The sequence below is a fragment of the Phaeobacter sp. CECT 5382 genome, assembly GCF_001457775.1.
In the GTDB taxonomy this organism is placed as follows: domain Bacteria; phylum Pseudomonadota; class Alphaproteobacteria; order Rhodobacterales; family Rhodobacteraceae; genus Pseudophaeobacter.
In genome coordinates, this window is the sequence record NZ_CYSG01000003.1 from 168,152 (window position 1) to 181,035 (window position 12,884).

The window sequence follows — 12,884 nt, forward strand, 5'->3', positions numbered from 1 at the left end:
CGATATCAGTGTTCTCCTGCCGACCTGTTTAGCCCTTTGGACATTGTTTCAGTTCTCTGGATTTCAGCTCTCTGGGTTTCAGCCCCTGGCGTCAACAGGTGCCGCAGCAGTGCGACCGGATGCGCCTTGAGCGACAGGCGCATGGCGACATAATCCTCGACCACCTCTTCCCCCACAGTCATCTGCGGCAGGTGAGCCTCTGGCTCCTGAATGCTCTCGCCTTCCATTTCGCGCGCAAACAGCGGTAGCGGTTTCTTGGCGGTGATCGCCTTGGCCGCCCACAGCGCCTCGCGCCGATTGAGACCCAGCGCGGCAAAGGCATCCGCCTCGGCCAGCCGGGTGATCACCGGCGGGTTCAGGCCCGCACGGCGCCACAGATCCTCGACCTCCATGTAGCCATTACCGCGCGCGGCGGTCAGCCAGCAGGCATCGTCCTCGCTGAGGCCTTTGATTTGGCGAAACCCCAACCGCAGGGCCAGATCACCCTGGCCGTCCGGCTCCATCACATTGTCCCAGTAGCTGGCATTGATACAGATCGGGCGCACCGTCACCCCGTGTTCGCGGGCGTCGCGCACGATCTGGGCCGGGGCGTAAAACCCCATCGGCTGGGAATTCAGCAAGGCGCAGGCAAACAGGCCTGGATGATGGCATTTGATCCAGGCCGAAGCATAGACCAGCAACGCAAAACTGGCCGCATGGCTTTCGGGAAACCCGTAGGAGCCAAAGCCTTCGATCTGGGAAAAACAGCGCTCGGAAAACGCATCATCGTAGCCGTTTCGCTTCATGCCGCGCAAAAACAGGCTGCGGAATTCGCTCACATTGCCATGGTTTTTAAAGGTCGCCAGTGAGCGCCGCAAACGGTCCGCCTGTTCCGGCGTGAAATCCGCCCCGACCATGGCGATCTGCATTGCCTGCTCCTGAAACAAGGGCACGCCCAGGGTCTTGCGCAGCACCGCCCCCAGGGCATCGGAAGGGTACTCGACGCTTTCTTCACCATTGCGACGGCGAATATAGGGATGCACCATATCGCCCTGAATGGGACCGGGGCGCACGATGGCCACCTCGATCACCAGATCATAGAAATTGCGCGGCTTCATCCGTGGCAGAAAGTTCATCTGCGCCCGGCTTTCGACCTGAAACACCCCAAGACTATCGGCCCGGCACAGCATGTCGTAAACTGCTGGATCATCAGGCGGCAAAGTGGCCAGATCATAATCCAGTCGGTGATGCTGGCGCATCAGGTCAAAGGCTTTGCGAATGCAGCTAAGCATACCAAGGCTCAGCACATCCACCTTGAGAATGCCCAGCGTGTCGATATCATCCTTGTCCCAGCAGATCACCGTGCGCCCCTCCATGCTGGCATTCTCAATCGGCACCAACTCGTCCAGCCGCCCATCGGTGATGATGAAACCGCCCACATGCTGGCTCAGGTGACGCGGAAAGCCGATGATCTGCTGCACCAGCTCCAATGTCTGACGCAGACGCCGCGCCGTGGGATCGAGGCCAATTTCGGTCAAACGCTGCGTGGTGCTGCCAGAGCGGTCAAAACCGCCCCAAAGCTGCGAGGACAGCGCGCCGATAGTGTCTTCCGACAGGCCCATGGCACGACCCACCTCGCGAATGGCGCGCTTGCCACGATAGTGGATCACCGTTGCGCACAGCCCGGCTCGGTGGCGCCCGTAACGCTCATAGATCCACTGGATCACTTCTTCGCGGCGTTCATGCTCAAAATCCACGTCGATATCGGGGGGCTCATCGCGGGCCTCGCTGACAAAGCGTTCAAACACCATGGTGCCCATCTCGGGGCTAACCGAGGTGACGCCAAGCGCGTAGCAGGTGACCGAATTGGCAGCCGAGCCGCGGCCCTGACAAAGAATGCCGCGAGACCGGGCAAAATCAACGATGTCATGCACTGTCAGGAAGTAGGGCTCGTACTTCAGCCGGGCAATAAGGGCGAGCTCATGCTCCAGCATGGCGCGCACCTTGGGTGGCACCCCGCCTGGATAACGCCAGATCAGCCCAACCTCAGACAGGCGCCGCAGGCGGGCAGTTGGGCTTTCGCCGTTCAGACCCTCATCCGGGTAGTCATAGCGCAGCTCGTCCAACGAAAAACAGAGCTTTTGCGCCAGGGCTCCGGCCTCTGCGACAGCCTCTCCGTAGTCCTTGAACAAATGTTTCATCTCAGCTTGGGAGCGCAGACGCTGCTCTCCGTTAGTCAGGGCAGCCCGTCCCAGATCCTCGACCCGGCAGCGCAGGCGGATGGCGCTCAGCACATCCGCGAGACGGCGCTGGCAGCCGTGATGCATGCGTGGGGCCGCACTGGCCAGAAGCGGCAGTTTCAAGGTCCGCGCCGCCGTCGCCAGATGGGCGAAACGCGCCCTGTCTCTGCCATCATAACGCGGAGCGATCAGCAGATGCATCCTGCCAGCAAAGCGGCGCGTCAACGCCTCGATATGTGGGGCCCAACCATGCGCGCCGCCAGGATCCTGCAGCGCCTGTGGCAGCAAGAGCAAGTGGAGACCTTCGGCGTGCTCCAGAAGATCTGCCAAGCAGAGCTGACATTGCCCCTTTGGCGCCCGCAACCGGCCAGTGGAAATCAGGCGCGCAAGCCGCCCCCATCCCGCGCGATTCTGTGGCAGTGCGATCACCGCTGGCGCATCCGCCAAAATCAGCCGGGCCGCCGGAATCAGCCGCAGGGTTGCATAAACCGGAAAAGACGGCGGCGGCACTATATGATCAGGGCATGGTGGGCCAATCGCTGCATTGCGCTGGTCCCAGGCTCGCCGCTCGCGCACCCGGCGGGCAATATCCAGACACTCAGCATGCGCCCGCACGATGCCAGCTACGGAATTTTCATCGGCAATGGCAATCGCCTCCAACCCCAGCATCAGAGCACGGTGCACATAATCCTCGGGGTGCGAGCCCCCGGTGAGAAACGTGAAGTTGGACAGACAGGAGAATTCGGCAGGCATGAGAGTACAGTATTCTTGTTTTGTTCTCATGACGAGTCCCATGGCAATTCCCAACGGCTTCTTACGCCTTGCCTTACGACCCTGTTTCTGACCTGAGCACAAACCTAGCCGACAACCAGCCCGCGCTTCGGTTAGACAGATACGCCCCGCGCAGCACTCCACAGGAGGGCTGCGCGCCAGGCCCAACGGGTGGATGGCGCATCTTTGATGCACCATCACCGGGCGGGAGCCCCCGCTGCAGCTACACCCAAATGCGCATGATTCGGATCGCCCGCTCAAGGCACTTTGGGCAAATGTCATGGAAGTACGCCAAAATCACAAAGGAAAGCCGATGCCCAGAATCACTGCTCTGCCCACCGATCTAGTCCGACAGGTACAAAATGGCGGATCAGACGCCCATGGCCAGATCCCCGAACGCGTCATCGCACAGGGAAGCGCCAACCCCTGTCGTCACTGCCTGCGCTACATACCCGAAGGTGCCGAGATGCTGATCCTCGCCCTGCGCCCCTTTCCTGCGGCCCAGCCCTATGCCGAAACCGGCCCGATCTTTCTTTGCGCTGCCCCCTGCGCCCGTCACGTGGGACCGGAGCTGCCCGAGATCTTGCAAGACTCTCCGGACTATCTGATCAAGGGCTACAATACAGAGGATCGTATCGTTTACGGCACCGGTCTGGTGGTGCCACAGGACGCAATGATGCAGCAGGCCGCAACAATCTTTGACGACCCACGTGTCGACTACATTCACATCCGGTCCTCACGCAACAATTGCTACCAGGCCCGTATCGACAAATCTTGAAGCCGCCAAACAGAGTGCAGTCTGCGTAAAAGCACTGCACTCTCGACACGAGCACTCTCAACACAAAAAAGTACCGCAAGCGATATATATTAAAGGGGAAAATGGGGCGACTGATGGGGATCGAACCCACGACAACCTGGACCACAACCAGGGGCTCTACCACTGAGCTACAGCCGCCGCAATTGGGGGAGTACTAGCCCAGGTCCAAACCATTGTCCATACATTTTCGAAGGCTATTTCCACCAATGTGAAAAGATTTTCACGCCCCTACTGACGCAGGCAAAATCACATTGTTTCAGATAGATAAGGGAAATCTGAACATCGTCGGCCTTCCTGTGGCACCCATCTCCGATCAAAACCGTCCTGTTTCCTGCGATTCTCTCAAGCCTCCTTCGACATCAGGCCTTGTAGAAATCAGCCCCAGTAGAAATCGGGCATAAAAAAACAGGCCATGGGATATGGCCTGTTCCTTGATCCTGTCATTTTGCGCCGACGGCCTCCGCAAACCCGACCCGATCCAATCCGACCCGGCAAACCCGCTCAGCCCTGTAAATCAGCCCTGTAATCAGCCCTGTGGCGTCCCGGAGAAACTGCCCAAATCCACGCTTTGCTGATCACCGGTTTCCATATTCTTCAGGAACGCGGCTCCGTCGCGGATAATCCAGACAAAGGGAATACCCTTGTTGTTGGCATATTTCAGCTGTTTGTCCAGCTTGGCCACACCAGGCAGAGTTTCGGCGTTCCAGCCCAACTGGCGCAGTCTGGCGGCTGTCGCCGTCAGGGTGCTGTAGTTGTCCGGCGCGTCGCTCGCAACCAGCACCTGTGTTGGCGTTTTGCGGCCCACATCCAGCAAACCCTCTTTCAGCAGCTTGGTAAAGATCCGGGTATGGCCGATCGAGATCCCAACACCGGGCAATTTACGGCGCATGAAAGATCCCACGAGGTTCTCATACCGCCCGCCGGCACAAATCGACGGATAATCCGGAAAATCGATGAATTTGGCCTCGTAGACCACACCGGTATAGTAATCGAACCCACGCGAAATCGACAGATCACCCAGGATCTCGACCTGTTCAGGTCGGCTTTTCTCCACGCTTTCCAGCGTGTCGCAGAGCTGCTGCTGGCCTTCGCGAATGTGGTCATTCATCAGCCCCAGACGCGCCAGACCGTTTTCAATATCGCCCGCATTGCCGCGGATCTGCGAAAAGGCGATGCAGGTATCGATACCCGCCTGATCCAGCTCTAGCTCGGTGCTCAGACGCGTTGACAACTGTTCGGTTGTCAGCTTGTCCACCTTGTCGAGGATACGCGCCAGCAGGGTCGCATCCGCAAGGCCCAGCGCTTCACCGAGACCATTCATCAGGCGACGGTTGCTGACCTGAAACCGGACCGGTCCGGTTTCCAGCAGACCAAAGGCGGCGGCTGCGATTTCCAGCATCTCACCATCATAGGCCAACGAGACACTTTCGCTATCGATCACATCGATATCGCATTGGGTGAACTCGCGAAAACGCCCTTCTTGCGGGCGTTCGCCGCGCCACGCGCGCTGCATCTGATAGCGCTTGAACGGAAAGGTCAGCTGGCCGTGGTGCTTGGCAACATAGCGCGCGGTGGGCACGGTCATGTCATAGTGCAGGGCATATTTCGCCTTGCTGTCACCGTCGTCAGCCAGACGGCGCAGCGCGTAGATCTCTTTGTCGACATCTTCGCCCTTGGCGGCAAGGGTTTCGACCTTTTCGACCGAAGGCGTTTCGATGCTAGCATAGCCATAGCTTTCGAACAGCTTAGAGAGCTGGTTGAGCCATTTCAGTTCAACATCGCGCACCTCGGGGGTGTATTCCGGAAAGCCGCTGATCGCAAAATCAAGCTTCGTTTTTGCCTTCACCATCTGGATATACTCCGCGTCGCTATCAATAGGTCTGTATTTTGGGGTCGCGCGGTGAATAGCACGCGCGCGCGCAATTGCAACCTGCAAGCCCTCATCCCCAGCCCGCCCCAGTCTGGGATCAGTCTGTGATCAGACGCCTTTGGCCGTCAGCGCCAAAAAGACGTCCTCGAGATCCGCCTCGGCGGTTTTGACGTCCCGGATCGAAATGCCTGCCGCACGGACCGCCGCCAGAACCTGTTCGGCGCTGGTCTCATTGCCATGATAGCGCAGCAGCACCGCGCCGTCGTCACGCAGCTCGGATGTAATACCTGGCCCCTGCGGCAGGAGCGTGACCGGGCTGGCGGGATGTACCACCATGGATTTGGCATCCAAGCGTCCCAGCAGATTGGCGGTGCTGTCGCGCGCCACCACTTCGCCCTGGTTGATGATGGCGATCTCGTCGCACATCTCTTCGGCCTCTTCCAGGTAATGCGTCGTCAGGATGATGGTCATGCCCTGCTGGTTCAGCTTGCGGATGTTCGCCCAAAGCATCTGGCGCAACTCGATATCCACCCCTGCTGTAGGCTCGTCCAGCACCAGAATATGCGGATGATGCACCAGTGCTTTGCCCAGCAGCAGGCGCCGCCGCATGCCGCCAGACAGGGTGCGGGCATAGGCATGCGCCTTATCCGTGAGGCCGATCATTTCCAGGATCTCGTCGCTGCGGCGTTCCGGTTTTGGCACACCATACAGCCCCGCCTGCACCTCCAACGCGCCGCGCGGAGTGAAGAACGGGTCCAGGTTCAGCTCCTGTGGCATCACTCCGATGGCAGCGCGACTTTGGCGGGGATTGGTATCCTGATCAAAACCCCAGATGGTGACCTTACCGGATGTTTTGCGCACCAGACCCGCCATGATGTTGATCATGGTTGATTTCCCGGCGCCGTTGGGCCCCAGCAGACCAAAGACGGATCCGCGTGGGATGGTCAGATCAATGCCTTTCAAAGCATGCTTTTCGGGCTGGCCTTTGCTGCCTTTGTAGGTTTTGCGCAAGCTTTCGATACGGATTGCCTCATCTCTCATTGCAGCTCTTGCCCCCGGATTTTGCATCAGACATACATGGTTCCAACATGCGCCTAGCCGAAAACCGAGAGGACTGCCAGCGATGACCATCCAAGCGCCCGAAACCAAGATCGTTGATACCTACCGCGTTGCCTGCGACGGCGGCGAAGGCGCACTGGGCCATCCCCGGGTCTACCTGCAGATCCCAGAGGACGTAGGTTTCGTGGAATGCCCCTATTGCGACTGCAAATACATCCACAAAGATTTCGCTGACAACGCCGAGTGATCCTCACTTAAGACACAGCGCCTTTGCTGTGCGGCCTCTGGCACGCCTGCGCAGAGTTGCAGGTTGGCTGAAAACACCTTCATCCACGTCGGCCATCCACGTCGGCGAAAGTTTTTCGTAGCTTTTTCTCGTAGCTTGCTGAACGCAGTTCTGGGTTTCAGGACTGCGTTTACGTGCCAGTGGTTATGAGTCTGTGGTCTGATCCGGTCCATCGCGATGGACCAAATGCGCAGACTGCGGTATCCTATTGTACGGCCCTGCACCATATTTCGAGTCGCAGGGTCATCTTTTTTCGACGCTGCGTGTAGATGCCTCATTATTTCATGAGTGCTGACGCTTTGGTTTTCTGCCTCTGACCCAGCTCCGGTCTGCTTCGGTCTGCCTTTCGTCCGCCCGCAATCTGCCTTCCGTTTGGCCAGCGTCACCCTTGTTTGTGAGTTGTTTTTGCATGACCGATCTATTGCCCACGAAAGAGCGTGAAGAGGCCCAGACCTCGCTGATCCAGGCGATCTATGAGGTCGCGATCGACCCCAATGTCTACGACAAGCTGGTTGATCTCTGGGGGAGGCATTTGTTGGCCACATTAGGCGAGGACCTGCAGACCCCGCAGGATTTGTCACCCGTGGTGGCACAGCATCTGTTGCGCGCCTTTGAAATTCTCAACCGGCTGGGACGTCAGGAGCAGGCACAGGCGCCAGCGCAGCCAAAATCAGATCGCGCCGAACTGCGTCTCTCGCAGAGCGGCGAAATCCTCGACACCAGCCCGTTGGCGACCGAAGTCCTGGGCGCCGCCCCACAAGGGTCGGTCTTTGATCTGGCGCTCTCCTCAGAAAGTGCAGCCCGCCTGCGTCTGGAGATTGGTGGCAAGAAGGCCAGCGCCCTCGCCAGTAACGCCGCCGATGACGCCGCCAGCGAGATCTATGTGTTTTTTACCAAAGGCGACAAACACCCCTATCCGATGGTGCGCGAGCAGCCAGCTGAAGGCGGGACCGGGCAAGACTTCATTCTGGCTGGCCTGCATAACAAATGGACCGAGGCCCATGATCAGATCCTGCGGAAGATGTTCGGCCTTACTGACGCCGAGACCCGCGTTGCCCGCGAGCTGCTGACCGGCGCCACCCTGCCGGAAATTGCCGCCACCACCGGGCGGTCGGTGGATACACTGCGCACGCAGCTCAAATCTATCCGCCGCAAGACCTATACTTCGAACCAGCAACAACTGGTGCGTATCATGACGGGGCTGGAAACCTTGATCAAAACCAGCAGCATGTCCAGCAACAGCAGTGACAGAACCGATCACCATTTCATTTTGCCAGACGGGCGCAAAATGGCCTATCGCTGCTTTGGGCCGGAACAGGGACAGCCCTGCCTGTTTATACACAACATGCTGAACGGACCCAATTTTCCCGATGCCTTGATCCCTGAAATCCACCGGCTGGGTCTGCGCCTGATCTGCCCCATTCGCCCCGGTTTTGGCAGCAGCGACCCGGATCCCGTCTCCAGACGCCACCCGCGCGAAGCCCCGGATCGCTTTTGCGCCGATATGAGCGCCTTTCTGAAACATCTGGGGCATCGTCGACTGGTCGCCATCGGCCATATGTCCGGCGCTGTTTTTGCCTTTCGGCTGGCGCAACTGCATCCCAAGCTGATCACCGGGGTATTCAACATTTCCGGCGCGGTGCCGCTCACCGATATGGGCCAGATCCGCGCCATGCACTATCGCCAGCAGATCATGGCCCTCACCGCCCGGTTTACTCCGCGCATGCTGCCGACACTGCTGCGGGCCGGCATCGCCCAGATCGATGCAGGCGGGGTCGAAGCCTTTTTGAACGCGCTCTATCGCCAGGGTACCCCTGATCGCGCTATTGCCGAGCATGCCGAACACCGCGACATCCTGTTCACGGGGTTTCGTCAGACCGTCCAGCAGGGACATTGGAGTTTTGCCATCGATTCCCATCACGTGGTCCGTGACTGGTCGCGCTATTGTGCCTTTCTGGCACAGCCGGTGATTCTGATCCATGGCACGGCCGACCCCGTGGTCACCGAGGCCAGCGCCCAAAGCTTTGCGGCCCGCATGGGGTTTCAGTTTCACAGCTACAGTGATGTTGGCCAACTGGTACTCTACCAGCAAAGCCGCGACGTGCTGCAGCGGCTTAAACAAATGGCCAGCGCAACGCTTGAATGAAAACGCCCCGGTTTTCGCAAAAACCCCCCATCCCTACCCCATCGGGGGTATGACGGCGCGCCAAGGCTCTGACTAACCTCCGGCATTGTTTACGGAGTTAATTATGCGAGATTTCATTTCCTTTATTCAGGGTTACCCTCAAATCCTGCAAGTCATTGGTGTATTTGGATTTTCATTGTACATCACAGTCTTCACCTTGCTGCAGACCGGGCGTATTTGCGGCAATAGTATCGGCTATACCTGCTTTGTGGTGACTGCCGCCTCCTGCGTTTTGATCAGCCTTGTCACCGCCTTTAACCTTGCCGCCTTTCTGATCCAGTCCAGTTATGTTTGCATCGGGCTGTTTGGTTTGGCGCGGCGTTTTGTGATCCGGCGGATGCACCAGACCCGCTATCACCCTGCGCCGATACGGCAATCCTTTGCTGCCGCCATGCGCCAGTCACGATAGGCCAGTCACGATAGGCCTTCACGACATCATCGTCGTCAGGGCCACCTACCTCAGGGCCAATTTTCCGTAGACGATCTCTCCACCTGGCCCTGTGCCCTGCCCCGGCGGTTTTACCTCCTGCCGGGGCAGGTTTTGCACCTGCGCGTCTCGGGTCACCTCGTACCCCAGCAACAAACTGACAACGACGGGAATGGCAATTGCCCTCGGATGCCGGATCACCGATAACGGAGGTCACACGCGCAACACCCGGAGCATCAGGCCATGAGCGAGACCAAATTCGGCAAAGGCTGCCATCTGCATTTGATCGATGGCTCAGCCTTCATTTTTCGCGCTTATCATGCGCTGCCGCCGCTGACGCGTAAATCCGACGGGCTGCCCATTGGTGCCGTCGCCGGGTTCTGCAACATGCTGCACCGCTATGTCGAAGGCAACACAGGCCCGGATGCACCAACTCATGCAGCGGTGATCTTTGATCATCCCGGCAAAAATTTCCGCAACGATCTTTACGATCTCTACAAAGCTAATCGCCCCCCCACCCCGGAGGATCTGCGCCCGCAGTTCCCATTGACCCGCGATGCCACCCGCGCCTTTAATATCGCCTGCAAAGAGGTCGACGGGTTCGAGGCCGATGACATCATCGCCACCCTCGCCCATCAGGCCCGCGATGCCGGTGGTCGCTGTACCATTATTTCCTCCGACAAGGATTTGATGCAGCTGGTTGGTGGCGGCGTCGAAATGCTGGATGCGATGAAAAACAAACGCATCGACAGTGAAGGTGTCGTGGAAAAATTCGGCGTTGGCCCCGACCGGGTGGTGGATGTGCAGGCTTTGGCTGGCGACAGCGTCGACAACGTACCAGGTGCGCCGGGGATCGGCATCAAAACCGCAGCACTGCTGATCAACGAATTTGGCGATCTCGAAAGCCTGCTGAACCGCGCCGAAGAGATCAAACAGCCCAAGCGCCGCCAGACCCTGATCGACAAGCGCGACCAGATCGAGATGTCAAAACAGCTGGTACAGCTCGATTGCAATATGGATCTGGATTTCACCATCGAGGATCTGGAGGTTCTGGACCCTGACCCCGAGGCGTTGCTTGGCTTTTTATCGGAGATGGAGTTTCGCACCCTCACCAAGCGGATTTCCGACCAGCTGGGCGTAGAAGCGCCGGTCATTCCTGAGACCACAGGACTGGGCAACTCGGCCACAGCAGAAGCGCCAGAGGCCGTCGCTTTTGACGCCGAAAAATACGACTGTGTGCGCGACGCGGCCTCTCTGCAAGGCTGGATCGACCAGATCATCGAACGCGGTTATGTCGCGGTGGATACCGAAACCACCGGCCTCGACTCAATGGTGGTGGATTTGGTTGGCATCTCACTCTGTGTGGAGCCCGGCCAGGCCTGTTACATCCCACTGACTCACAAACAGGGCGGCGATGATCTGTTTGGCGGCGAGGGCCTTGCCGAGGGGCAGATGCCGCTGGAGCAGGCGCTTGCGATGCTAAAGCCAGTGCTTGAGGATCCCGCGATCCTCAAGATCGGCCAGAACATGAAATATGACGCCAAGATCCTCCACCGCTATGGCGTTAAAGTTTCCCCCATCGATGACACCATGTTGATGTCTTATGCGCTACACGCCGGTGAGCATAATCACGGCATGGATATCCTGTCAGAGCGCTATCTCGATCACAAACCAATCCCGATCAAACCCCTGCTGGGCACCGGCAAATCCGCCATTACCTTTGACCGGGTGCCGATCAAAGATGCGGTGCCCTATGCGGCCGAAGACGCTGATGTCACGCTCCGGTTGTGGCAGCATTTCAAGCCCGAACTGCACCGGGTCCGGGTCACCACCGTGTATGAAACCCTGGAACGCCCGCTGGTGCCGGTGCTGGCCGAGATGGAGATGAACGGTATCAAGGTCGACCGCGACACTCTCAGCCGGATGTCCAATGCCTTTGCCCAGAAGATGGCCGGGCTGGAGGCAGAAATTCACGAACTTGCCGGCCAAAGCTTCAACGTCGGCTCTCCCAAACAGCTGGGTGAGATCCTGTTTGACAAGCTGGAACTGCCCGGCGGCAAGAAGGGTAAAACCGGCGCCTACGCCACGGGTGCTGATATCCTAGAAGATTTGGCCACCGAACATGACCTGCCGGCCCGTGTGCTAGATTGGCGTCAGCTGAGCAAGCTGAAATCCACCTACACAGATGCCCTACAAGACCATATCAACCCCGAAACAGGCCGGGTGCATACGTCTTATATCCAAACCGGGGCCAACACTGGCCGGATGGCGTCGTCTGATCCCAATCTGCAGAATATTCCCGTGCGATCCGAAGAAGGGCGTCGGATCCGCGAAGCCTTTATTGCTGAGCCAGGCAATGTGCTGCTGAGCCTCGACTATAGCCAGATTGAGCTGCGCATTCTTGCGCATGTCGCAGGTATCGACACGCTCAAGCAGGCCTTTGCGGATGGGCTTGATATTCACGCAATGACCGCCTCTGAAATGTTCAATGTGCCGATGGAAGAGATGACACCGGATATCCGCCGTCAGGCCAAGGCAATCAACTTTGGCGTCATCTACGGTATTTCCGGCTTTGGTCTGGCGCGGAACCTGCGTATCCCCCGGGCCGAAGCACAGGGCTTTATCGACCGCTATTTTGAGCGCTTCCCGGGTATTCGTACCTATATGGATCAGACAGTGGAATTCGCCAAAGAGCACGGCTATGTGCAAACGCTGTTTGGCCGCAAAATCCACACCCCCGAAATCGCTGCCAAAGGCCCACGTGCGGGTTTCGCCAAACGTGCGGCCATCAACGCGCCAATCCAAGGCACCGCCGCCGATGTGATCCGCCGGGCCATGGTGCGGATGCCCCAGGCCATCGCGCATCTGCCTGCCCGAATGTTGCTGCAAGTCCACGACGAACTTTTGTTCGAAGTACCCGAAGCTTCGGTGGAGGAAACCATCGAGACTGCGCGTCGTGTGATGGAAGGTGCCGCCGACCCGGCCGTTCACCTTGATGTGAAACTTTCTGTAGATGCAGGGCAGGGCAGCAACTGGGCCGAGGCGCACTAACCCCACCGAATTTGTTCGCTAAAAAGGCAGGGTTCCCGCGCGCTGCAGTCCATCACCGAGATCGGCGCCAAGACTAACCCGGACGCCTGCTAGGCAGAGCTACCGCGCCGCGCGAAAGCGCGGCGCCATGCCCAACAAAGGCGTGACATCCCTTGGGATGTTGCCGATTTGGCGGGAGAGCTACCGGCAGCCTCTCCAA

At 58.6% G+C, this 12,884-nt stretch carries 8 protein-coding genes and 1 tRNA gene; 5 read left to right on the forward strand and 4 right to left on the reverse strand.

The window, feature by feature from the left end; all coding sequences use genetic code 11:
• Positions 1–5: 5 nt before the first annotated feature.
• Complete coding sequence (locus PH5382_RS04585) at positions 6–2,972, reverse strand: error-prone DNA polymerase (RefSeq protein ID WP_082645558.1); 2,967 nt, start codon at positions 2,970–2,972, stop codon at positions 6–8.
• A gap of 331 nt (positions 2,973–3,303) precedes the next feature.
• On the opposite strand from PH5382_RS04585, the gene PH5382_RS04590 reads away from it, so the two are divergent.
• Positions 3,304–3,768, forward strand: a complete 465-nt coding sequence (locus tag PH5382_RS04590) for a DUF1203 domain-containing protein (RefSeq protein ID WP_058333180.1) — start codon at positions 3,304–3,306, stop codon at positions 3,766–3,768.
• Between the two features lie 102 nt (positions 3,769–3,870).
• Here PH5382_RS04590 and PH5382_RS04595 read toward each other — a convergent pair.
• The 3 genes from PH5382_RS04595 to PH5382_RS04605 form a co-directional block, all read right to left on the reverse strand.
• Positions 3,871–3,945: transfer RNA gene (locus PH5382_RS04595), tRNA-His, on the reverse strand.
• 388 nt (positions 3,946–4,333) lie between these two features.
• The gene (gene hisS / locus PH5382_RS04600) at positions 4,334–5,656 is read right to left on the reverse strand and encodes a histidine--tRNA ligase (protein WP_058333331.1); all 1,323 of its coding nucleotides are present in this window, start codon (positions 5,654–5,656) and stop codon (positions 4,334–4,336) included.
• A 129-nt stretch (positions 5,657–5,785) separates the two neighbouring features.
• Positions 5,786–6,718 carry an ABC transporter ATP-binding protein gene (locus PH5382_RS04605; RefSeq protein ID WP_058333181.1) on the reverse strand — a complete coding sequence of 311 codons (933 nt, stop codon included), beginning with the start codon at positions 6,716–6,718 and terminating at the stop codon, positions 5,786–5,788.
• 82 nt (positions 6,719–6,800) lie between these two features.
• Between PH5382_RS04605 and PH5382_RS04610 the strand changes: the two genes are divergently transcribed.
• From PH5382_RS04610 to polA, 4 genes are all read left to right on the forward strand, one after another.
• Entirely contained in the window at positions 6,801–6,983 is a 183-nt protein-coding gene (locus PH5382_RS04610) for a zinc-finger domain-containing protein (protein WP_058333182.1), read from the forward strand.
• Between the two features lie 448 nt (positions 6,984–7,431).
• A complete protein-coding gene (locus PH5382_RS04615; protein ID WP_058333183.1) occupies positions 7,432–9,168 on the forward strand; it encodes a bifunctional helix-turn-helix transcriptional regulator/alpha/beta hydrolase in 1,737 nt (578 codons plus the stop codon).
• A gap of 103 nt (positions 9,169–9,271) precedes the next feature.
• Positions 9,272–9,616 carry a CBU_0592 family membrane protein gene (locus PH5382_RS04620; RefSeq protein WP_058333184.1) on the forward strand — a complete coding sequence of 115 codons (345 nt, stop codon included), beginning with the start codon at positions 9,272–9,274 and terminating at the stop codon, positions 9,614–9,616.
• Positions 9,617–9,877: 261 nt separating this feature from the next.
• Positions 9,878–12,685 carry a DNA polymerase I gene (polA, locus tag PH5382_RS04625; RefSeq protein ID WP_058333185.1) on the forward strand — a complete coding sequence of 936 codons (2,808 nt, stop codon included), beginning with the start codon at positions 9,878–9,880 and terminating at the stop codon, positions 12,683–12,685.
• Positions 12,686–12,884: the final 199 nt, after the last annotated feature.

Coding starts and splice junctions, on each gene's coding strand:
- PH5382_RS04605 (WP_058333181.1), bottom strand. CDS start 6,718: ATGAGAGATGAGGCAATCCGTATCGAAAGCTTGCGCAAAACCTACAAA.
- PH5382_RS04585 (WP_082645558.1), bottom strand. CDS start 2,972: ATGCCTGCCGAATTCTCCTGTCTGTCCAACTTCACGTTTCTCACCGGG.
- PH5382_RS04610 (WP_058333182.1), top strand. CDS start 6,801: ATGACCATCCAAGCGCCCGAAACCAAGATCGTTGATACCTACCGCGTT.
- hisS (WP_058333331.1), bottom strand. CDS start 5,656: ATGGTGAAGGCAAAAACGAAGCTTGATTTTGCGATCAGCGGCTTTCCG.
- PH5382_RS04615 (WP_058333183.1), top strand. CDS start 7,432: ATGACCGATCTATTGCCCACGAAAGAGCGTGAAGAGGCCCAGACCTCG.
- PH5382_RS04590 (WP_058333180.1), top strand. CDS start 3,304: ATGCCCAGAATCACTGCTCTGCCCACCGATCTAGTCCGACAGGTACAA.
- PH5382_RS04620 (WP_058333184.1), top strand. CDS start 9,272: ATGCGAGATTTCATTTCCTTTATTCAGGGTTACCCTCAAATCCTGCAA.
- polA (WP_058333185.1), top strand. CDS start 9,878: ATGAGCGAGACCAAATTCGGCAAAGGCTGCCATCTGCATTTGATCGAT.